Annotated in this window: 20 protein-coding genes and 3 pseudogenes; 18 read left to right on the top strand and 5 right to left on the bottom strand. The window is 58.5% G+C overall.

Features of this window, described 5'->3' with window-relative positions; translation table 11 throughout:
• The first annotated feature begins 28 nt into the window (after positions 1–28).
• The 6 genes and pseudogenes from ACP7BS_RS24205 to ACP7BS_RS24180 all read left to right on the top strand — a co-directional run bounded on the left by ACP7BS_RS24205 (position 29) and on the right by ACP7BS_RS24180 (position 5,029).
• Positions 29–1,033: a zinc-dependent alcohol dehydrogenase family protein gene (locus ACP7BS_RS24205; protein ID WP_426240132.1), complete on the top strand. Its 1,005-nt coding sequence runs from the start codon at positions 29–31 to the stop codon at positions 1,031–1,033.
• A 32-nt stretch (positions 1,034–1,065) separates the two neighbouring features.
• The gene (locus tag ACP7BS_RS24200) at positions 1,066–1,365 is read left to right on the top strand and encodes a tautomerase family protein (protein WP_426240131.1); all 300 of its coding nucleotides are present in this window, start codon (positions 1,066–1,068) and stop codon (positions 1,363–1,365) included.
• A 250-nt stretch (positions 1,366–1,615) separates the two neighbouring features.
• The gene (locus tag ACP7BS_RS24195) at positions 1,616–2,440 is read left to right on the top strand and encodes an alpha/beta fold hydrolase (protein ID WP_426240183.1); all 825 of its coding nucleotides are present in this window, start codon (positions 1,616–1,618) and stop codon (positions 2,438–2,440) included.
• Between the two features lie 93 nt (positions 2,441–2,533).
• Positions 2,534–3,499 carry an MBL fold metallo-hydrolase gene (locus ACP7BS_RS24190; RefSeq protein ID WP_426240130.1) on the top strand — a complete coding sequence of 322 codons (966 nt, stop codon included), beginning with the start codon at positions 2,534–2,536 and terminating at the stop codon, positions 3,497–3,499.
• Between the two features lie 123 nt (positions 3,500–3,622).
• Entirely contained in the window at positions 3,623–4,060 is a 438-nt protein-coding gene (locus ACP7BS_RS24185) for a DsrE family protein (RefSeq protein ID WP_426231531.1), read from the top strand.
• Positions 4,061–4,184: 124 nt separating this feature from the next.
• Positions 4,185–5,029, top strand: a pseudogene (locus tag ACP7BS_RS24180) (SDR family NAD(P)-dependent oxidoreductase).
• Here ACP7BS_RS24180 and ACP7BS_RS24175 read toward each other — a convergent pair.
• Positions 5,026–5,952: an AraC family transcriptional regulator gene (locus ACP7BS_RS24175; protein WP_426240129.1), complete on the bottom strand. Its 927-nt coding sequence runs from the start codon at positions 5,950–5,952 to the stop codon at positions 5,026–5,028. The pseudogene ACP7BS_RS24180 and the gene ACP7BS_RS24175 sit on opposite strands and share 4 nt — an antisense overlap.
• 102 nt (positions 5,953–6,054) lie before the next feature.
• Here ACP7BS_RS24175 and ACP7BS_RS24170 point away from each other — a divergent pair, with 102 nt between their 5' ends.
• The 4 genes from ACP7BS_RS24170 to ACP7BS_RS24155 all read left to right on the top strand — a co-directional run bounded on the left by ACP7BS_RS24170 (position 6,055) and on the right by ACP7BS_RS24155 (position 9,137).
• Positions 6,055–6,507, top strand: a complete 453-nt coding sequence (locus ACP7BS_RS24170; RefSeq protein ID WP_426240128.1) for a nuclear transport factor 2 family protein — start codon at positions 6,055–6,057, stop codon at positions 6,505–6,507.
• Positions 6,504–7,592 (top strand): Gfo/Idh/MocA family protein, encoded by a 1,089-nt coding sequence (locus tag ACP7BS_RS24165; protein ID WP_426240127.1) that lies wholly within the window; start codon positions 6,504–6,506, stop codon positions 7,590–7,592. Before ACP7BS_RS24170 ends, ACP7BS_RS24165 begins: the two co-directional genes overlap by 4 nt.
• Positions 7,585–8,607 carry a quinone oxidoreductase family protein gene (locus tag ACP7BS_RS24160; protein WP_426240126.1) on the top strand — a complete coding sequence of 341 codons (1,023 nt, stop codon included), beginning with the start codon at positions 7,585–7,587 and terminating at the stop codon, positions 8,605–8,607. Before ACP7BS_RS24165 ends, ACP7BS_RS24160 begins: the two co-directional genes overlap by 8 nt.
• A 185-nt stretch (positions 8,608–8,792) precedes the next feature.
• Positions 8,793–9,137, top strand: coding sequence for a carboxymuconolactone decarboxylase family protein (locus tag ACP7BS_RS24155; protein ID WP_426240125.1), 345 nt, complete (start codon positions 8,793–8,795; stop codon positions 9,135–9,137).
• A 293-nt stretch (positions 9,138–9,430) separates the two neighbouring features.
• On the opposite strand, the pseudogene ACP7BS_RS24150 reads toward ACP7BS_RS24155, so the two are convergent.
• Both ACP7BS_RS24150 and ACP7BS_RS24145 read right to left on the bottom strand, forming a co-directional pair.
• Positions 9,431–10,596: pseudogene (locus ACP7BS_RS24150) on the bottom strand (trans-sulfuration enzyme family protein).
• A 193-nt stretch (positions 10,597–10,789) separates the two neighbouring features.
• Positions 10,790–11,779: a zinc-dependent alcohol dehydrogenase family protein gene (locus ACP7BS_RS24145; RefSeq protein ID WP_426240124.1), complete on the bottom strand. Its 990-nt coding sequence runs from the start codon at positions 11,777–11,779 to the stop codon at positions 10,790–10,792.
• Positions 11,780–11,890: 111 nt separating this feature from the next.
• Here ACP7BS_RS24145 and ACP7BS_RS24140 point away from each other — a divergent pair, with 111 nt between their 5' ends.
• A complete protein-coding gene (locus ACP7BS_RS24140; protein WP_426240182.1) occupies positions 11,891–12,760 on the top strand; it encodes a LysR family transcriptional regulator in 870 nt (289 codons plus the stop codon).
• A gap of 311 nt (positions 12,761–13,071) precedes the next feature.
• Positions 13,072–13,227 (top strand): annotated as a pseudogene (locus ACP7BS_RS24135) (aspartate-semialdehyde dehydrogenase); the annotation flags it as partial.
• A 157-nt stretch (positions 13,228–13,384) separates the two neighbouring features.
• Here ACP7BS_RS24135 and ACP7BS_RS24130 read toward each other — a convergent pair.
• Positions 13,385–14,239, bottom strand: coding sequence for a LysR substrate-binding domain-containing protein (locus ACP7BS_RS24130; protein ID WP_426240123.1), 855 nt, complete (start codon positions 14,237–14,239; stop codon positions 13,385–13,387).
• 87 nt (positions 14,240–14,326) lie between these two features.
• On the opposite strand from ACP7BS_RS24130, the gene ACP7BS_RS24125 reads away from it, so the two are divergent.
• The 3 genes from ACP7BS_RS24125 to ACP7BS_RS24115 all read left to right on the top strand — a co-directional run bounded on the left by ACP7BS_RS24125 (position 14,327) and on the right by ACP7BS_RS24115 (position 16,648).
• Positions 14,327–15,034 (top strand): haloacid dehalogenase type II, encoded by a 708-nt coding sequence (locus tag ACP7BS_RS24125; RefSeq protein WP_426240122.1) that lies wholly within the window; start codon positions 14,327–14,329, stop codon positions 15,032–15,034.
• 10 nt (positions 15,035–15,044) lie between these two features.
• Positions 15,045–15,836 carry an aldolase gene (locus tag ACP7BS_RS24120; RefSeq protein ID WP_426240121.1) on the top strand — a complete coding sequence of 264 codons (792 nt, stop codon included), beginning with the start codon at positions 15,045–15,047 and terminating at the stop codon, positions 15,834–15,836.
• A gap of 410 nt (positions 15,837–16,246) precedes the next feature.
• Positions 16,247–16,648 (top strand): transporter substrate-binding domain-containing protein, encoded by a 402-nt coding sequence (locus tag ACP7BS_RS24115; RefSeq protein ID WP_426240120.1) that lies wholly within the window; start codon positions 16,247–16,249, stop codon positions 16,646–16,648.
• 105 nt (positions 16,649–16,753) lie between these two features.
• Here the strand turns inward: ACP7BS_RS24115 and ACP7BS_RS24110 are convergent, their stop codons facing one another.
• A complete protein-coding gene (locus ACP7BS_RS24110) occupies positions 16,754–17,038 on the bottom strand; it encodes a hypothetical protein (RefSeq protein ID WP_426240119.1) in 285 nt (94 codons plus the stop codon).
• Between the two features lie 148 nt (positions 17,039–17,186).
• Here ACP7BS_RS24110 and ACP7BS_RS24105 point away from each other — a divergent pair, with 148 nt between their 5' ends.
• From ACP7BS_RS24105 to ACP7BS_RS24095, 3 genes are all read left to right on the top strand, one after another.
• Complete coding sequence (locus ACP7BS_RS24105; protein ID WP_426240118.1) at positions 17,187–19,523, top strand: bifunctional diguanylate cyclase/phosphodiesterase; 2,337 nt, start codon at positions 17,187–17,189, stop codon at positions 19,521–19,523.
• A 277-nt stretch (positions 19,524–19,800) separates the two neighbouring features.
• Positions 19,801–20,619: a PAS domain-containing protein gene (locus tag ACP7BS_RS24100; protein WP_426240117.1), complete on the top strand. Its 819-nt coding sequence runs from the start codon at positions 19,801–19,803 to the stop codon at positions 20,617–20,619.
• Positions 20,620–20,881: 262 nt separating this feature from the next.
• The gene (locus tag ACP7BS_RS24095; protein ID WP_426240116.1) at positions 20,882–21,370 is read left to right on the top strand and encodes a hypothetical protein; all 489 of its coding nucleotides are present in this window, start codon (positions 20,882–20,884) and stop codon (positions 21,368–21,370) included.
• Positions 21,371–21,374 lie beyond the last annotated feature (4 nt).

Raw genomic sequence — 21,374 nt, 5'->3', positions numbered from 1 at the left:
TTGTCGGCAACGCACAAAGGGCAGACCGATGATGACCACCATGCCTACAGAAATGGACGCACTCGTCCTCACCGAGACGAACTCGGACCTTGTCCGTTCCCGCATGGTCTGCCCGGCTCCCGCGGCGGGGGAGGTTCTCGTCCGCGTCAAGGCGAGCAGCGTCAACCCGCTCGATCTCAAGATCAAGAGCGGACAGGCCCCGCACGCCCGCCATCCGTTGCCCGCAATCCTCGGAATGGACCTGGCCGGAGTCGTCGAGGCAGTCGGCCCGGGCGTTACGTCCTTCAAGCCGCAGGACGAGGTCTTCGGCTTGACGGGCGGCGTTGGAGGCCTGCAGGGCTCACTGGCGACCTACGTTTCTGTCGATGCCGATCTGCTGGCACCCAAGCCAAACAATCTAACCATGCGCGAGGCCGCCGCACTGCCGCTGGTGTTCATTACGGCCTGGGAAGGGCTGGTCGATCGCGCTGCCGTCCAGGCACGGCAAAAGGTGCTCGTACTCGGTGCTGGCGGCGTCGGTCATGTAGCAATCCAAATCGCACGCGCCTTCGGAGCTCAGGTCTTCGCCGTGGACAAAGCGTCGAAGCAGAGGCAGATCGAAGAGCTGTGTGCGACGGCGATAGACCGCCATCAGACTACCGTCGAGGAGTACGTGAAGGACCACACGAGGGGACGCGGCTTCGATGTCGTCTATGATACCGTCGGCGGGGCAGGGATTGATGCGGCGTTCAACGCTGTGAGCAGGTTCGGCCACGTTGTCAGTTGCCTCGGATGGGGCACGCATTCACTCGGCCCGCTCTCCTTCCGCGCTGCTAGCTACTCAGGTGTTTTCACGCTCCTGCCGATCCTGACCGGAGAAGGCCGCGCCCACCACGGCTCGATCCTGCGCGAGGCGAAGCGCTTGGTCGAAGCAGGAAAGGTCACACCGCTTCTGGACCCGCGACGCTTCAGTTTTGAGACTGTTTCGGCAGCCTATGCCGAGGTCGAAAGTCGCACCGCCAGCGGAAAGATCGTCATCGACGTCGCCGAGTAGGCGGGCGTCTCACTGCAGCAAAGGAGAAGACTATGCCATTCGTGAATGTGAAGCTCGTCGACGGCGTTTTTACGCCTGAGGAAAAACATGCCATGGCCAAGGCGCTGACCGATGTCATGGTCAAGTTCGAAGGCTCGGAAGCCTTCCGCGAGGTCGTATGGGTTCTGATCGAGGAACTGCACACGGATGGTTGGCACATCGGAGGAAGGCCGTTCGAGGGGCCGAAGTCCTTGATGACCACGCTTTCGAAATCGAAAGACATCATCGAGACGATCGACGGTAATCCGACCACGCGCAAAGAGTGGGCTGCGGCCGCGCCAGTCGTTGGCTGACCGCCCTGCATCTGAGCCTGGGCAAACACAGAAAGCCGGACGGAAGACCTCCACCCGCACAGAGCCATCCGGCCGAAAAAGGGACAGGACCATGACTTCGAGAGAACATTTTCCGATACCCGCTGTGACAAGACGGGAGGTTTTGATGGGAACGGCCGCCACGGCACTCGTCGCGCTGCCGATGCAGGCACTTGCGGCCAGGGCCTCTTCAAATCCGATCAATGCAAACATCGAAACCGGGAGTGAGATCATGAGCAGCATCACGACGAAAGACGGTGCGCAGATTTTCTACAAGGACTGGGGTTCCGGTCAGCCAATCGTATTCCATCATGGCTGGCCACTCAGCGCCGACGATTGGGACAACCAGATGCTGTTTTTCCTGGGTAAGGGGTTCCGTGTCATAGCACACGACCGCCGGGGCCATGGCCGCTCAAGCCAGACATCCGGTGGCAACGACATGGATTCGTATGCGGCCGACGTCGCGGCTCTGGCCGATGCTCTCGATCTGCGCGACGCCATTCATATCGGCCATTCGACGGGCGGCGGCGAAGTCACAAGATATGTGGCAAGACATGGGAAGGGCCGGGTCGCGAAAGCGGTTCTCATTTCCGCAATCCCTCCGGTCATGGTCAAGTCGGACAAGAATCCGGGCGGACTTGCGATCGAGGTGTTCGACGGCTACCGGGCGGCATTAGCCGCGAACCGCGCGCAGCTCTACCTCGATATCGCAAGCGGGCCGTTCTATGGCTTCAATCGCCCCGGTGCGACCGTCTCGGAAGGTACCATCCGCAACTGGTGGCGTCAGGGCATGATGGGCGGCGCGAATGCACATTACGAATGCATCAAGGTCTTCTCGGAGACCGACTTCACGGAGGACCTTAAGGTTATCGATGTGCCTGTGCTCGTGATGCACGGCAGCGACGACCAGGTGGTTCCCATCGCCGACTCCGCGGAGCTATCGGTGAAGTTGCTCAAGAACGGGAAGCTCAAAGTGTACGACGGCTACCCCCACGGAATGTTCACGACGCACGCCGACGTGATCAACGCTGATCTTTTGGCCTTCATCAAGGCCTGATGGCCGGGCGGGCCGTAGCGCCCGCCCTCGACGTCTCCAACTCCAGTTCGAAAGCTGTCGGCTCGTTCGAGACCGGCTGCGGAAAGGTATGTCATGAAATCCGAACACATGCTCTCGCGCCGTGGGTTTTGCCTCTGCTGCATTGGTGCGGCGGGATTTGCCGCCACGGGAGGATGGTTGAGCCCCCGCGATGCCTATGCGGAGGCGCGCGGCCTAGTGAGTCTCATAAAGGACAACGCCGCCAAGTCCACCATCTCCACCCACAAGCTGAGGAATGGCATCACCATCCTCGAAGGGTCGGGTGGCAACATCGCTGTGTTGGGCGGCAAGGACGGCCTCGTCATGGTGGACGCCGGGATCAGTGTCTCGCAGAAACAGATGACCAAGGCGCTATCCGACATCTCGCCGGATCCCGTGTCCCACTTGATCAACACGCATTGGCACTTCGATCACGCGGATGGAAACCCCTGGATAGGCTCCAGCGGTGCAAAGATCATCGCGCATGAGAACACCCGCAACTACCTTTCGCAGGTCCAACGCGTAGAGGACTGGGATTACAATTTTCTACCGCTGGCGCGGAGCGGCGTCCCCCAGCATGTGTTCTTGAAGGAGCATACGCTCAAACTCAATGGTAACACACTCGCTCTGAAATATTACGGCCCGGCGCACACCGACGGCGATATCTTTGTGATGTTCGGTGAGGCAGATGTCCTCCATGTGGGCGATACATACTGGAACGGCATCTATCCGTTCATCGATCACTCAACAGGCGGAAGTATCGACGGAATGATCGCTGCCTCTGAAGCGAACCTCGCCGCATCCACCGACAAGACCATCATCATTCCTGGACATGGAAACCCGGTGAGCAATCGCGCCGAGTTGCGTGACTTCCGTGACATGCTGGTTGCAATCCGCGAGAACGTGGCCAAGCTGAAACGGCAGGGACGGTCGCTTGATGAGACGGTCGAGGCAAAGCCCACGGCTGCGTTTGACGAGAAGTGGGGCCAGTTCGTGATTGATCCCGCCTTCTTCACGAGGCTCGTCTACGCCGGCGTCTAGGGTGCACCGATCTCACGAAACCCTTTCGGCGCGCTCCTCCCACCGCTCCCTCGCGCGCCTCCGGGGCGCCGCCAGTTGGCGTCCCGGATCTATTCGCAACCATTAATCTCGAAGGAGACGAACATGCCGGATAAAAAAAGCGAGCTCGTAATCGATATCCCTGTCGAATTGCGAGAAGTGAAGTCAGTCCACAGCATCGGAGGCCTGGAGTTCGAGGGCGACCTGCCTGCGGCTCTGTTCCATCTCCAGTTGATCACGACCGATATAGCGAACTGGAAGGCTGCTTCTGAAGTGATCGTGGTGTTCCACACCAATGCCGGCCACGTCACGCTAGGCGATGAGGCCTACAATGCGTCGCGGAACATCGCCACTGGCAACCCCTACAAAAAGCTGGTCGCGGACCTCATCGACATCGGCGTCAAAGTCGAGCTTTGCGGAGCGACTGCGAAGGTGAACGGATGGGGCAACGCAGATCTTCTGCCCCGCATCAAGATCAATCTCGACGCCATGGCGCGGACGATCCAGCTCGTCCAGCAAGGATTCGTCAAGATCACCGAGTGACCTTCCGGTTCCCTGTCCTGCCAAGAAACGAACATCCAAGGACGGTGCCATGCTCCAACTGCCATTTGGTTTCCATTCAACGGCCTCGGATGTCGTAAAGGGCATTGATCTCCATGGAAAGACAATGATCGTGACCGGAGGCGCAAGCGAGATCGGCACCGAGACGACGGCAGCTCTTGCCGCCGCCGGTGCGTCCGTTGTCATCGCCGCGCGTCGTCCGGAGGCGGCCGAAGTCGTCGCCCGAGACCTCAGGATCAGGTCCGCGAACACCGAAATCACGGTGCGGCCGCTGGATCTGTCCGATCTCCGTTCCGTAAGTCAGTTCGTCGACGGCTGGGAAGGTCCGATTGACGCGCTCATCAACAACGCGGGTATCATGGCGTTGCCGGAGCTTCAACGAACGGCCGAAGGATTGGAGATGCAGTTCGCTACGAACTTCCTCGGGCACTTCGCCCTGACGCTCGGCCTCCGCCGATCGCTCGCCATGGCCAAACACGCGCGGGTCGTGTCCGTGAGTTCCAGTGGCAGCTTGTTCGGCCCGGTCTTCTGGGGCGACCCGCACTTCCGCTTCATCCCTTACGCTCCACTGCTAGCCTACGCTCAGTCGAAAACCGCCTGCACCCTCCTGTCCGTTGGCATCGCCTATCAATTGGCCGACGACGGGATAGTTTCGAACGCGCTTAACCCCGGAGCTATTGCGACCAATCTACAGCGTCATACTGGCGGACTGCGAACACCCGAACATCTCCGCAAAACGCTCGAGGAAGCGCGGCGACTTCCGTGCTCCTGGCAGCTTCCCCTTTGGTGGGGGGAACGAGCGGGCGATATTTCGAGGACTGCGCCGAGGCTCCCGTGGTTGAAAGTCGGCCGGAGCAGCGGTTGGAGGGCGTCGCCGGATATGCCCTCGACACAGCCAACGCTCAAAGGCTTTGGGATATGTCGCTTCGTCTCCTCGATCAAGGACGCTAAGCGCGGCTCGCGGGTTCATTCACGCGCTTGAACATGCCCGGCGTATATCCGGTTACTCGCTTGAACACCTTATTGAATGCGGCATCAGATGCATATCCGGTCTTGTGGGCGATCTCCGATATCGGCGCTGGGGATGTGAGGAGAAGCGCCGAAGCGCAGTAGACACGCCATGAGGTCATGTACTCCAGCGGAGTTTGGCCAAGAACGTTTCTGAAACGCGCCGCGAAAGCGGACCGCGACATGCCTGCCGTTCTGGCAAGGGCATCGACGGTCCAGTCCTTTGCGGGATCGGCATGGATCGCCTCGATAGCGGATTTTAGCCGGACATCCGATGCAGCGGCCAACCAACCGCGCTTCTGGTGCCTGTCATCGCCCACGTAGGCGCGGAGCGCATGGATAAACAGAAGCTCGAATAGTCGGGCCACCGCTGCGTCTGCGCCCAGACCAGGAACGGAGGTTTCAAGTGCAAGCATGTTCAGGATGGTCGCGAAACCCTCCGTCCGTCCAACGCCTTTTGTTAGATGCAGAAACGGCGGAAGCACGTCGAGGACGTAATTGCGCCCGAGCGGCTCCATCTCGAAGGACCCGCTGATGAATGTCGTCGTGGCTCCGCCGCCGCCGAACTTAATACCGTCGCCCACGCGGGCTAGCTCGACGTCGACGCAATCGATGAGCACCGAACGTTCGTCGTCGAAAATCTGGTACGCGGCATCCGCCAGCAGGATGAAGACGTCACCGCTTTCCAACCGCGTGGGCAGGGCCTGGTCGGGCGTGGTCAATACAGCCGAGCCGCTCACGACATGTACGAACTTCACCACTGGCTCGCCGGGGGAAACTATCCCCCACGGTGCGCTGGCCTCCAGGCGAGTGAACTTCGCCCCTCTGATGCGGGGGGCAGTGAAGATTTTCGAAAGCGCGTCCATGTCACCTCGTCAGAGTCGGACGATCCGACAACAATCCGAGACTAACCGATCTCAAACGTCCGGAACCGACGGCTTATGTAGACACCCTAACGGAGATTGCAAATGCAGAACGACACAGAGGTATTCGAAGAAATCGGGTTTCAGAAGGCCCGGTATTGCCGATACATCGACACCAAACGCTGGGATGAGTTCGGGAAGCTGTTCTCGACCGAGCCAGAAGTCCGGTTCATGGACCCTGAAGGAAACACAGTCGGCGCGTTCAATTCTGTCGCCGATTTCGTCGCGGTAACCGCCCACTTCCTTGAGGGCGCCCGTACGATCCACCAAGTCCACAACGCTGAACTGGAACGAGTGTCTGCCCACCAGGTCACGGCGATCTGGTCCATGGAGGATTACCTCGTCTTCCCGGTGGAAGACGAAACGCGTCCGGCCAGCATGCATGGCTACGGACACTACCACGAAACGTGGGAGCTGGCGGATGGACAGTGGCGCATTGCGAAGCTCGCCCTCCGTCGCACCATTCTTGAAATCAAGCCCAAGGAGCGCATCCAATGACCACCCAAGCATCAATCAGAGTTGGCATCATCGGGGTACACCCCGACCGTGGCTGGGCATCTACCGCCCATGTTCCCGCTCTTCAGGAACTGCCGCAGTTCAGGCTTTCGGTTCTAAGCCACAGCCGGACTGAAGTCGCACAGGCAGCGGCACAGAAGTTCGGGTTCGACCACGCTGTCTCATCAACCGAGGAGCTCGTGAACCACCCCGAAGTGGATCTCGTCGTCGTTACAGTCAGGGTCCCGGAACACCTCCAGCTTGTGACCGCCGCCCTGGATGCGGGGAAATCAGTGTTCTCCGAATGGCCTCTCGGCATGAACGTCAGCGATGCGGAAGCCATGAACGAGCTTGCCGCTGCCAGGGGTGTCTCGACGATGATCGGTCTCCAGACCCGCGCCAACCCGGCCATCAGGCACATTCGGCAGCTCGTCGGCGACGGGTATGTTGGCGAGGTTCTCTCGGCCTCCGTTATCGGCTCCGGGATCACCTGGGGCGAGGAAATCGAGGAAGCCTTCCGGTACACCCTGGATCCATCCAAGGGGGCGAGCATGCTGCACGTGCCGTTCGCGCATACAATGGACGCTCTTGGGTTCGCGCTGGGCTCTGAGTTCCTCAGCGTTTCAGGGACGCTCGCAACTCGGCGGCCCACCATCAGAATAGTGGAGGGTCGCGAGGTTGTTCCGCTCATTGTCGCAGACCAGATCGCCTTTAGCGGTAGGCTTGAATCGGGCGCTTTTGTGACAAGCCATTTCCGCGGTGGCCTGTCGCGCGCGACGAATTTCCATATGGAGATCAACGGAAGCAAGGGAGACTTGCTCCTGACCAGCCCGGTCGGCTACGTGGGCGTTGGCGGGTTCAACCTTTCTGGTGCGCAAGCGGGCGAGAACCTGCATCCAATACCCGTTCCAGGCGAATTCGGGCCGGATGAGAATGTCCTGATTGGCAACGTTAAGAAACTTTACGAACTCTTTGCCTCCGACAAAATGTCCGGCACGCGCCAAAGCCCGACGTTCGAAAGCGCCGTCAACCTGCATCGGCTGATCAATGCGGTCGAACAGAGCGGTGGGGGTTGGCGCGATGTTTGAGAAGATGCGTGCGTTGGTGCTGGACACCCCCGGCGGACCTGAAGTCTTGCAGGTGCGGGACATACCCAAGCCGAAAATCGAGAGACCTCAGGATGCTCTCATCAAAGTGGTCGCTGCCGGGATTAATCCGGCCGATTGGCAGAATAGAAAGAGTGGACAGAGGCCCGATCCAGATGCAGACGCCGGATCGCCGACGACCCTTGGCATCGACGGCGTTGGCGTCGTTGAGGATATCGGCGACGCTGTCGACAACGTGGCGATTGGAGACGAAGTTTGGTACATCGATGGCGGCTATCCTGGGAACCCGGGCAGCTACGCGGAGTACAAGGTGATACAGGGGGCTTACCTCTCGCGAAAGCCGAAGAACCTCGATTTCGTGCAGGCTGCCGCGCTCCCTGTGGTCGGCCTGACCGCGTGGGAAGCCGTCTTCGACAAGGGGAGGGTCAAGCCAGGCGATCACGTCCTGGTGCACGGTGGAGCGGGCGGCCTTGGCCATATCGCTATACAGTACCTGTCGGCCATCGGGGCGCGGACGGCTACTACTGTTTCAAGTGAGGCAAAAGCCGCCCTCGCGCTGAAGCTGGGTGCCGACCTGGCAATCCGTTATCGGATGGAAGATATCGGCTCGGCACTGAAGTCCTGGAGTGGCAAGGAGGGAGCCGATGTTGTGTTCGACTTTGTCGGACATGACAACTTCGCGCGAAGCTTCGGTCACGTTGCACCGTATGGCCGCCTTGTGAACACCGTGGTCTCGAATTGGCCGAGCGGAGGAAACGGGTTCGCGGAATGGCGAAACCTGGACATCTCGTTCGTCAATATCGGCCTGCCGCAGATCGCTCGCGACCATCAGCGTAGGCTGAGACAAGTCCGCGTTCTCGACGAAATATCCGCAAGGGCCGACCAAGGCACACTGCGTGCCCATATTGACCGGGTTGTTTCATTCGAGGGGGTGGGCGAAGCGCAGAGGGCACTGGAGGCCGGAGAGACTTTAGGGCGAGTGGTGTTGAAAATATGATGCCCTAGTTCGGAGGAGGTTGGCTCTGGCACCAAGGCGATACCAGAGGCTGCCTGACGATCGACCGACAAGATTCGAGCTAAGCACAGAGGCAGTACAGCGGTGATGTCTTGCGGTTGCTTGAGTACGTGGAGCGCGCCTTGTTTCTTACTGCGTCTAAACTCTTAAAATCGTGAGGATATGTGATGTCTATGATCGATTGGAATGCTTATCACCAGCAGGTGCTTGCGGGAGTAGCCGAAATAGCCGTATTGAGTCCGGATGTGATCAGGGGTTATCAGGCGATCGGCGGAGCGGCGCGTAAAACCAATCTGTTGGGTACCAAGGTCAACGAACTGATCGCTCTAGCGGCCGCGGTCTCGTTGCGCTGCGATGGCTGCATCGTGGTCCACACCGAGGCCGCGCTAAAGGCGGGCGCCACGCGTGACGAGATCGCCGAGGCGCTCGGGACGGCGATTGGCGTCAACGCTGGAGCAGGACTCGTATATTCCACGCGCGTGATGGATGCGGTCAAATCAAAAGCTTCATGAACGCTGGCGGTACATCGAGGGTCAGCCCAGGCGGCGTGTAGGGAGACCCCGCACCTGGGAGAAGGACACCGTCCACGCCTAGGCGCGCACGGAGGACGCCTTGAGGCCATCGTGGGCAACGAAGACTTCGATGTGGATTGCGAAACCCGGCCCGGCAGACCATATGGCATCGGAACGCAATGGACTCTCAAGCCGCGTGCTCGGACGTCCAGCCTTTCGTGCCGTTCTTCGGACGCGTGCTGAGAAGCGGCATGGTCCGATTCCTGCCGGCGCGAGACACAGGTGGCGTGCTGTCATCGTCTGGAAATCTCGGCGAGAAGTGCTTCGACATCATCGACAAGGTCCTGATGATCTTCAGACCAACACTTATGCGCAAGACGAGATCATCTGCGTCCCACCTTCGCACCGTCCGGTAGGCTTTGACGGGCAAGGGCGCAACGAGACTGCGTGTTCCGCCCCAAGATGCTCCTATCGCAAATGTCTTGAGCACATTGAGAGCAGGCGAGACTCGATCGGACAGGCCTCGTTTGAAAACGACGCCAAATACACCTGATGCCCCATGAAAGTCCCTCTTCCAAATAGAGTGTCCGGGATCGGTCGGCAATGCTGGATGGATAACGCGTTCCACGATATCCGCTGCCTGTATTCTTTCGATCAACTGAAGCGCGCCTTGACTTGCATGTCTCATGCGGACGCCCAGCGTTTCGAATCCTCTCAGGACCAGCGAGGCGTCGTCCGGAGACACTGAAATACCCATTCGGCCGAGAGTCGATCGTATTGGAGCCGTTAGTTTCTCATCACGGACCGTCAACGATCCCAGCAGTACGTCGGAATGCCCCGAGATGTACTTGGTCAGGCCCTCTGTGACGATGTCTGCTCCAAGCGTCAGGGGCCTGTAGTTGAGAGGTGTCGCCCAGGTGTTGTCGCAGCCAACCAGCGCCCCGTGCCGATGAGCTATGTCCGCTACAAGGGGTAGGTCCTGGACTTCCATTGTCGCCGACCCTGGAGATTCGCACCAGACGATCTTGGTTCTGGCGTTGATTTTGGCTTCGAGATCAGAAGGGTCGAGGGGATCATAGTAAGCAACTTCGATGCCGAAGCGCACGAGGTCCGTATTGGCGAACTCGCGAACCGGGGGATAAACGGAATCGGCTATAAGGACACGGTCGCCCGCCGTGAGAAATGGAAGCATTGCGATCGCGTTGGCCGCCTGCCCCGAGGGCACTAGGAATGTTCTGGCGCCCTTCTCGAGAGCTGTCAGTTTTGCCTCGAGTGTTCTGGTGGTCGGTGTCCCGTAAAGACCGTAGCTGTAGCCGTCAGGTCCGCGTTTTCCGCGGTCGGCGTAGTCCTCCGCGGTAGGGAAGACAATCGTCGACGCTCGGTGCACTCCAACCCCGAGTGGTGCGAAGCCTTCGGTTTTTACGTTGGGAGTAACGACACAGTGCGTGAGGTCCTTCATCGTATTTTCCTTTCACCGGAGTTCGTGCGCTGATTGCGAGCTTAGTCGACCGAAATCCCGGCCGCTTATATCAATGGAAATTTTCAAGCGAGACAAATCGGGCGTCTGTCCTGCTCGCCGACATCCTCGCGTCTCGGCGTGAACACGATAGGTTCAGACGGGTCCCGCACATGAAGACGCGGGACCCTAGCCATTACGCGATGTCTACGACGAGCTTTCCGTCAACCTTGCCACCTTCAATCAACTCGTGAGCCGCCATCACATTCTCCAGTGTGAATGACCGACCGTCGAGCCGCGGCATCAACTGGCCCTTTTCCGCAAGGCGCGTTGCTTCCCGCATGATGTCTCCGTGATGCTGACGACCTTCGCCAGTGAGCAGCGGTAGCAGTGTGAACACTCCGGAATATGTCGCGGCCTTGAATGACAGCGGGGCGAGGGCGTGCGAGCCCCAGCCGAGGCAGCTAACCACATGCCCGAAGCGGGCGACTGCCTTGAACGCGGTGTCCAGGCCAGCGCCGCCAATCGTGTCGTAGACAACGTCGAATCCTTGTCCTTGTGTGTATTTGGCGACGTATTCTTCGACGGTTTCCGTGGCGTAGTCGATCGGCGTCGCATTGAGGCTCTTGATGTAGCCAGCCTTGCGGGCTCCATCGACTGCATAGACATCGGCCCCAATAGATTTGCCGATCTGAACTGCTACGTGTCCGACGCCGCCACCGCCGCCGAGGACGAGCAACTTCTGGCCAGCCCGGATGCCGACGCGGTCCACGAGGCCTTCCCACGCCGTGATGAAGATGAGCGGTAGAGCGGCCGCTTCACGCATGGAAAGGTGTGATGGTTTAATAGCCAGCAACCGTGCATCGACGGCCGCAAATTCTGCCAGCGAACCTTGAACGCCGCCCACACCGCCTGTCATGCCGTAGACTTCATCTCCGCGGCGAAAGCCGGTCACGCCTGCGCCGACTTCTTCGACGACCCCAGCAAGGTCAATACCAAGGATTGCGGGAAGAGGATGTCGGGCATGAGCGGCTGCACCAGCGCGGATTTTCGTGTCCAGCGGATTTACACCGCTCGCCTTGACCCGAACGAGCACCTGGCCTTCAGCCGCAGCCGGGCGTGCGATCTGCGCGACGCGGAATTCGGTACCGTGATTGTCAAGAACTAATGCTTTCATCGCGCTCATAGGATTGATCCCTTCCAGTTGAGTTGATGTGGGCACTTTGCTCTGGAACGTTCTGAATGGACATCATATAGATTGAATGCTGATCATGCGTTTTTGAATGGGCCAGTCATGTTGGAATGGAGCGACATCCGTCTTTTTCTCGCGATCGCGAGGGAAGGAACGCTGGGAGCGGCCGCGAGAAAGTTAGGCCTGACGCAGCCGACGATGGGGAGACGACTAAAGACTCTCGAGGCCGCGGTCGGCCACTCGCTGTTTCAGCGCACACCGGACGGGTTTGTCCTCACAGACGAGGGCACCGTCGTGATGGTGCACGCCGAAAGAATGGAGGAGGAGGCGATCGCACTTCAGCGTCAACTTGCGGCTACCGAGAACACGTTGTCCGGAACCTTGCGGATATCTTGCTCTGACTGGTTCGGCGTCCATGTTCTCGCTCCCATCCTTGCCGACTTCAGGCGTGTTCATTCCCATGTGGTCATCGAGATTCTTACGGACGCCAGGCTTTTAAACCTGGCGCGTCGCGAAGCTGATCTGGTCTTCCGCATCAGGCCCTTCACGGAGCCGGAGGTCATCTCACGCAAGCTGCTGCATATTCCCTATGGCCTGTATGTCGCCAAAGGATCAGACGATCCTTCGCCCGGTACCGGAGCGGGTTTCAGTATGATCATTATGGACGAGGCATTTGGAAGCATGCCAGACGTAGGTTGGCTCAAGGGCCGGTTCCCCAATGCGACCGTTTCGATGCGAAGCAACAATCGCGATGTGCAGGCAAGGTTATGCGCGGGTGGTGCAGGGATGGCGGTTCTTCCGAGACCGCTGGGGGACTCGATGGACGGCTTGAAACGTATCGAAGTGTCCGAGGCGCCTCCTGGTAGGGATACCTGGCTAGGATATCACAAGGATCTCCGACGCCTTCCAAGGCTACGAGCTCTTATTCAGTTTGTTGGCGAGCAAGCACAGTTAAAACACCGACAATATCGCTAAGCCTTTCCGTTAAAAATGCAAAACAGTCGTAATGTTCGAGCCCTTGCAATCGCGCGCGCCGTCGAGATGACGGGTCGACGGTTCGACTCCCTTCACGGCGTTCGCGATTACGCCACCCGCACTTACGGCGCACGTCTTCAGCCGCCGGCGGCCGCCTGTAAGTTGGAACAACAAGCATGGGCGACGATGCAATCCTTGAACCAGAGAGTATCAACATCTGTCGAGAAGGTACGTATGTCGCTCGCGCAACCTGCTGCTTTTTATTATCCCCCAGGACAGGTCTACAACCGCGTCGACGGGCCGGAAGGACTACCTACGTCTGGCAGGACTATGATCTGGCGCCCGAGTTTCGTGAGATGAGAAAATTTCTGGATTTCTGGCAGCAGACGCTCGGCGGTCCGCTGCATTCGATCCGGTATTCGCACAAACGGCTCATCGGCCCCAATGGATGGCGGCGGATCGATGGGAATTCAACCTGCCTGACGCTTCAGAGCCAGTCGCGACGCGGAGCACATCGGCGCTCAGACTCCCGGGTGAATTGAGCGTGTCGAGGAAGGCATTTTGCACGTTCGCAGCTTGTGCGGACTCCTTAGTTGAGAACCCAGCAGCAGCAATTGGACACCGCTAACCCAGGTTATCCGCCAAAAAACCGCCGAGAAACTTTGCTTCGTTGGACAAACTTGCCCGACCTTTGACCAGTGCCATCTCGGACGCGGGCTCATCATAAAAGCCATCTCTTGGCCCGAGCTGTCGGTGTTCGGAAAGCACCGCATCGGTCGGCAACAGACTGATCCCCAGACCGGAAGCGACCGCTGCCTGCACCCCCATCAGACCCTGGCTGGTATAGGCAATGCGCCAACGACGACCACTGCGCTCGATCGCACGGATGGCGCGATTCCGGTAGATACATCCGACGGGAAACACCGCGAGTGGGACCGGATCCGTTTCGACCGACCGGGTGGCGCTTTCCACCCAAATCAGGTCTTCCTTCCAACTCGCGAGACAAGCCCCGTCTCCCGGCTCGCGCTTGATCAGTGCGAGATCGATCTCGCCCGTATCCAGCAGACGGCGAAGCTCGGTGCTCCAGCCGCTTACCGTGTCGAGCCTGATATGAGGCGATGCGGCCGAAAATCCCGACAGCAGGTCGATCAGGCGCCGCCCGGCAAAATCCTCCGGCACGCCAAGCCGAACGGTCCGCGGCGCGAGTGGTTTGCGCATTACCTCGGCAGCTTCCTCGGCCGTCGCTAGTATTCTCCGGGCATAGCTCAGCAACAGTTCACCGCCTTCGGTCGTCGCGACAGTTCCGGTCGATTTATCCCGCCGCAACAGCGAGGTGCCTAAATTGGCCTCCAGCTTCTTGATCTGTTGGCTCACCGTCGATTGCGTGAGGTGCACGCGTTCGGCCGCCTTGGTGAAGCCGCTGCAATCGACCACTGCGGCAAACGTCCTAAGGAGATCGAGATCGAAGCCAAAGCTCATTTGTTTTCTTAATGAAGAACATGGGGAGATTTAATTTCTCACTGACATCCGGTTTTGTCAATGTGCGGAAAACGAAGGAGACGAGACATGACGCTTGCCGGTCCCAAGCCCGCCTGGCTGACTTTCGATTGCTACGGAACCCTGATCCAATGGGATGAGGGGCTGCTTGCGGCAATGGACAGGATACTATCCGCAAAAGGTGGCAATATCGATCAGAAGGCCTTCATCGCAGTCTACGACCGCCATGAACATGCGCTGGAAGAAGAGCGCCCTCACCGAACTTTTGCCGACGTCAGTGCCCTTGCCCTGGAACGGGCCATGGTTGAATTCGGCCTGGCGTTCGAGCTTGCGGATGCCGAAATCCTCACATCCTCCATCGGCAAGATGCCGCCGTTTCCGGAAGTCGTAGCAACGCTGGAAAGGTTGAAGGCAGCGGGCTTCCGCCTTGCGATCATTTCGAACACCGACGACGCGATCATTGCCGGCAATGTTGCCCAGCTTGGCGGTTTTATCGACCGCGTCATCACTGCCGAACAGGCTGGTGCCTACAAGCCTTCCAACCAAATCTTCCACCATGCCTGGAAAAATCTCGCAATCGATATGGACGACCTGGTGCATATCTGTGCCAGTCCGCATCTCGATCTTGCTGCGGCGCGGCACCTTGGCTTTCGTGCCGTTTGGGTCGATCGCGGCACGGGCCGCAAACCACTCGCTGACTACCGCCCGAATGAAATCGTCCCGACGCTCGACAAGGTGCCTGCCATCCTTGCCGCAGCGGGATGGATGGAGCAATAAGGAGAAAAGCATGGCGCATGAATTGAATGCTTCGAAGACGAACCACACACTTCGGCACAATCTTCAGCTGGAAAGCAAAGAGATCTGGCAGGCACGACGCGATCTCGCCGCTTGCCTTCGCATGGCGGCCCGTCTTGGCCTTGAAGAGGGGATCTGCAATCATTTCTCGGCCGTCGTGCCCGGTCATCCCGACCTCTTCATTGTCAACCGCCTCGGCTGGGCCTTTCAAGAGGCGACCGCCTCGTCGCTGCTGATTTGTGATTTCGAGGGCAATGTGATTGACGGTGATGGCGTTCCGGAGGCGACCGCCTTTTACATCCATGCGCGACTGCACAAGATGGCCCCGCGAGTGGGGGCTGCATTTCACACCCATATGCCGAACGCCACCGCGCTCAGCATGGTGGAAGGCGAACCGCTCGTCTGGGCAGGACAGACGGCGCTCAAGTTCTACGGTCGTGTCGAGGTGGATGATAATTATAACGGCCTCGCCCTGGACGAAAGCGAGGGCGATAGGATCGCGGCAGTCCTGGGCGACAGGGATATCCTGTTCATGAGAAACCATGGCGTCATGGTTTGTGCACCCAACATCGCTCAAGCGTGGGATGATCTCTACTATCTTGAACGGGCTGCCGAAGTTCAGTTGAAGGCAATGGGTTCAGGCCGCAAACTCCTGCCGGTTTTGCCGAAGGTCGCCGCCGAGGCGGCGCGGCAGATGCGGGAAGGGGACCCGGAAAGTGCCCGGTTGCATCTGGAAAGCATCCGGCGGGTGCTCGATCGGCAGGCCCCGGAATACCGAGATTGAGCAGATAAGAAAGGTGGCGCGTTTCGGAGCTCACCTTTCTCTATATTCCACAAGTCAGGACGTGCGTTTCAGCAGGGGCGGATCAGCCAGTATCGCGACATATGTTCGATGAAGGCGCGGACGCGATGCGGTTGTTGGCATGGAGGGGGGTGTTTTATCCCAACTTCACTCCGGATGAGAACAGTTGATGGGACTTGCCATGGTGTCTGTCACGGGGCCCCCCAAGAAATATGCCCGGTGTCTGATAGCATAGCCGTTCACCCGGTGCCTCATTGCGAGCCACCGGCGCTTCTTTTTTAGCAGTGCCTCTGTTGTTCAAGTGAACATCCTGCGAAGCCGGCCCCAAATACCCTTGGGCTTGTCCATATGCTTCGCACGAATATAGCGGGCGGTCTCTGCTGCACTTACCGTTGTACCAAAGTGGCAGTAGCAGACGATGCGGTGCAACTGCCCGTCAGCCAACTGGAAAACAGGAAGCTTTTACTAAGAGATATTATAGTGGTGTCGAAACGACGGTAGTCCACGCATCGCCGGACCTTTACAAAACCCTTTCCGAGGGGAAAGTCGACATCATTCTGGAGGACAAATTGGCGGTCTATGACTGGCTGGCAAACACCAAAGCAGGCGGCTGTTGCCAGTTTAAAGGCGACGACGTGAAAAATGCTGAGTATTTTGGGGACGGGGCGGGCATCGCTGTGCGTCCCTCCGATAAGGAGCTGTTGTCAAAACTAAACGCTGCCCTCAAAGCAATGCAAGCTAGCGAAAGTTATGACACGATCAATGCAAAATACTTCCCTTTCAGCATCCGTTAGTTCGGCTGCGAACCAAGCCAGCCGACAGGCTACCTGTCGGCGCAATGCGTGTTCCGCTCTTCCTTTCTGCTCTGCGATTTTGGGATAACGCTCCTATAGGGATACTTACCAGCGAGACCAAGTTTCCATCCGGAAATTTACGCATCGCTCTTTCCCTCCGAGTGCTGCCGTATCAACGTCTTTCTCAATCTCGGCGCAGGTTCTCTCATATTCCTGAATTAAATCGAGGTCTAATACAGGCGATAGCCTGAAGCCGTCTAACGCAAGCACAGCGAGACCGTATGCTTCGAAGAGATCTTCGAGCTTGGCCAAATCTCCCGAACAAATTTTTGAACGAAGATGCGGCATCTTGAGTCGAAGGCGTTTCTTCCCAATCTGCACGAAGTTCATAAAGTTACTCCTCGCTGCACGTCTGTTACCGGCTTACCGCTGGGACGTATCGTTTATCAGCCCGCTTTTGTGGGTTGGTTAAAATTGGATCGACTTCTCTAATCCTAGGGTCAGACTTTACATGAAATGGTGCCGGTCGGAGGGCGCGATGATCCGACTGGTTTCCTGTATCACCGAGCAGCATAATTGGGCGCTACTGCTTGTTGCAGTCTGTGTGTGTGCCGCCGGCAATCTGGCGGCCGTGTTTATGCTGTCGCGCGCGCGCCAGTGCGTCAAGGCGCATCGGAACCTGTGGCTCGCTGTCGCGGGGACGGTGCTTGGCGGTACAATCTGGGCAACCCACTTCATCGCCATGCTGTCGTATAATATCCCGGTAACCTATCAGATTACGGAAACCGGTCTCTCCATTGTCGTCGCGGTGGCGATTTCTTGTCTGGCCGCATTTACCGCTCTCTACGTCCCTGGCCGGCAGGGTGCCGTAGCCGCCGGCATTCTCCTCGGGCTTGCGATCGCCACCATGCATGCCATTGGCCTCAGCGCTATCAGCGCATCCGTGTTCATGGAAGCCGACCAGACGACTGTCATTGCCGCTTGGCTATTGGGTGGCGTGTTTGCGGTCGGCTCCATGCTGCTCCTTGTCCGCGAGATCACCGGCGGGCGACTGGTTTTCGCCGCCTTGCTGATCGTCGCTGCAGTCTGCAGCCATCACCTGGTTTCAATGGGCGGTCTCAGCGTCACTCCATTGAATGCCGGTGCGGCCGAAGCGCTGACTTTTCTTGACCGCGTCGGCATCGCCGTGGGCGTCTGCATCGTCTCAAGCCTATTGATCGCCACCGGCGTCGCAGCATTATTCTTCGACCGGCATCTCACAGATGTTAAAGGGCTCGCAAACGCAACTTTCGAGGCCGTTGTGCTGACGCGGGCCGGGCAAATCGTACATGCCAACGAGCGGTTTGCCGCCCTGACGGGCAGGCCGGTAGCGGAACTCAAATCCCTCTTTCTCGACGATTTCCTAACCGACCGGCAAAGATCGCAAGGCGTTTTGAAGTCACTGGATGGGCCGCTTCCCATCGAGATCGTCGAAGGCGTCATAGAATACCGGGGACGCGAGACATCGGTATTCGGCCTGCGCGACATCAGCGAGCGTCTGGAGACTAACCGGCAATTGACCTATCTTGCCTCGCATGACCCGTTGACGGGCCTCCTGAACCGGCGTTCCTTCAACAGTCAGTCCGAGGCTACAATCGCTGAGACCCGCGCTGGCGGCACAAGCGCGGCGTTGCTGACACTGGATCTGGACGGCTTCAAATCAATCAACGATGTCCACGGGCACGCGGACGGCGATCTGGTCTTGCAACAGGTAGCCGAGGTTCTGAACGGGTCGTTTGACGAGCCGGCGTTCTCCGGCAGGATTGGCGGAGACGAGTTCTCTGTCATGTTGCCCGGATATCAGGCGCTTGAAGCGCAGCAGGCTGCATCGGTTTTTATGTCAAAGTTCAAGTCGATGTTTGGGAAGAACGAGAAAGGGGGCGCCCTGGGCGTCAGCGTCGGGATCGCGACGTTTCCTGAGCATGGAGACGACCTCAAACAGCTGCAAAATAACGCCGATGCTGCGCTCTATCGCGCAAAATCCTTGGGTAAAGGCAGAATATGTGCGTTTGATCGCTTCCTCGATCAGCAAGTGCGGACGCGCCGGCGGCTTGAAGAAGAGCTGCGGGGGGCAGTGAAAGCCAAGGAGCTGTTTCTGCTTTATCAGCCGATCGTTGACGCCATCTCGGCAGAGACGAAAGGCTATGAGGCACTTCTACGCTGGCGTCACCCGACCTACGGCGTCCTGCCCCCAGCCGTCTTCATAGAAGCCGCAGAAGAAAGCGGCAGCATCGTCGAAATTGGGAAGTGGGTTCTGGAGGAGGCCTGCCGGCAGGCGGCCTCTTGGAACAACAGGCTGTTCGTCGCCGTCAACGTCTCGGCACGCCAGTTACTTTCGCCCGATCTGTTTGAGCATGTCACGGACGCACTCAACACGAGTCGGCTTTCTTCGGAGCGGCTCGAGCTGGAGATCACGGAAACATCGCTGCTTGTGGATCGCACTGACGTTGCCAGTAGCCTAGAGGCGTTGACGTCGCTCGGCGTCAAACTCGTCATGGACGACTACGGAACCGGGTATTCGTCGGTGTCCAACCTCAGGCGCTACCCGTTTAGCAAGGTAAAGATTGATCGAACCTTTGTGGCCACGCTCGGAGAAGATCCGGTCGCTGAGGTCTTCATCGACTGTGCCTTGGCGCTCGGCAAAAGGCTTGGATTGACGGTGGTTGTCGAGGGCATCGAGAGCGAACAACAACGCGCGCGGTTGAACGGTAAAGCGCCTGATCTGTTGCAGGGCTTCCTCTTCGGTCGCCCCGGGGTGATAACCACGCGGATTGCGACTTTGGAAAACGTAATTCTTCTGCCCAAAGCACCCAAACCGGCATCTACGCTTCGTTGACCATAACCCGCTAGGACGACCGTCTCGACGGCGTCTCCTCCCTACGCTGTCGAGTGAGATAACTTAAAGCCGTGAGACACGTCTCCGGCCTATTTCCGTTCCGCTGGTCCCCTCGCACAATCCAGGTGCTGTATAGCTCGAACTTCCCGCAGCGGCGCTTGCTGAGTGGTTGGGGTGAGCTCCATCCGTTATTTCCACGACGAAGTTCTTGTCTGGGCGCGCACGCCGTCTAAATGTACGCAAAGAGAGGTTACGATCTTTCGGGGAAGGAAATCACATGACCGCCAATGTTACCACGCTTCAGGCAGCCTCCATGGAGGGCCGATATCGCCTGCTGGTAGACGCCATCACCGACTATGCCATTTACATGCTCGACACCGACGGCCGCATATCGAGCTGGAATGCCGGTGCCCAACGCTTCAAGGGCTACACCGAGTCGGAGATCCTGGGAGAGCATTTCTCTCGCTTTTACACGCCGGAAGACCTTGTCGCCGCAATTCCCGCCAAGGCTCTGTCGACAGCCGAAGCGGAAGGTCGATTCGAGGCCGAGGGTTGGCGCGTCCGAAAGAATGGTGAGCGTTTTTGGGCGCATGTGGTCATCGACGCGATCCGTGATCAGCACGGTCAACTGCTGGGCTTTGCCAAGATCACCCGCGACCTGTCGGAGAGGAAAGCTGCCGAGGAGGTCCTGAAGCGGAGTGAGGAACAGTTCCGTTTGCTGATCCAAGGGGTCACAGACTATGCGATCTACATGCTAGATCCCGACGGCAACGTCGCGAGCTGGAATGCAGGCGCCCAGCGCATCAAGGGCTATGAGCCAAAAGAGATCATCGGGCAGCACTTTTCCCGCTTTTACACCGACGAAGACCGGCTCGATGAACTGCCGCGGAAAGCTGGCACAGTAAAATGGTTTAATTCCACAAAGGGCTTCGGCTTCATCCAGCCGGACGACGGCAGCCAGGACGTTTTCGTACACGTTTCTGCTGTTGAGCGCGCTGGTATGCGTGGCCTCAATGACGGCCAGAAGATCAGCTTCGAGCTCGTCAAGGACCGCAAGTCCGGCAAGATGTCTGCAGACAACCTGCAGGCTGCTTAATTAAATCTGGCGCGATTATGCGCGCCGGAGAAATGCGCTTCCGCGGTTGACCACGGATGTACTGGCAGGAGTGTCGAAGCGTGTTGTGAAAGGTCGGGTTCTCCCGGCCTTTTTGTTTTTTGGGGTCATGCCTTTTGCAGCACCCCGGCTTTTTGCAGCACCCGGCTTTTGGCGGCGCGGTTTTTTGCGGCTAATGCTAGGCTGCACCTTCAAATCGCCTTACCCGCATCGAAACTCCCTGTGAACAACAGGAGTCGTGTGCATGAAAGCCATTCTCATTTCCCTTTCGACGGCTGTAGCCCTAGCAGGGTCTGCCGTTCACGTCGGCGCCCAGGATCAGGCGGCCTATATCGACGACCGCTCGGATGGCCCCGCTCTCGTCCGCTCGCTGTACAATGCCATCAATCGCCATGAATATGCCCGCGCCTACAGCTATTTCAGCGATCCGGTCGATAGCTACGAAACGTTCGTGAAGGGCTATGAGAAGACTGTGGACCTTCAGGTCTTGATCGGCTCCGTGACGCAGGAGGGGGCTGCCGGCAGTATCTATGCTCCTGTTCCGGTGGCGATCAAATCCACGGAGAAAGGCGGCAACGAAAAAATCTTCGCTGGCTGCTACATCACCCGTATCGTCAATGCCGCCATTCAGGAGCCGCCCTTCGCACCACTGCATATCGAGAGCGCCGAGCTTGAGAAGGTTGCGGGGCCCCTGGAAAAAGCGCTGCCAAAAATCTGCCACTCGCCCTCATAGGGCA

It is taken from the genome of Pararhizobium sp. DWP1-1-3, from assembly GCF_049896125.1.
GTDB lineage: Bacteria > Pseudomonadota > Alphaproteobacteria > Rhizobiales > Rhizobiaceae > Pararhizobium.
Note: the sequence above shows the minus strand (reverse complement) of the source record. Positions and strands in the feature narration are given on the sequence as shown.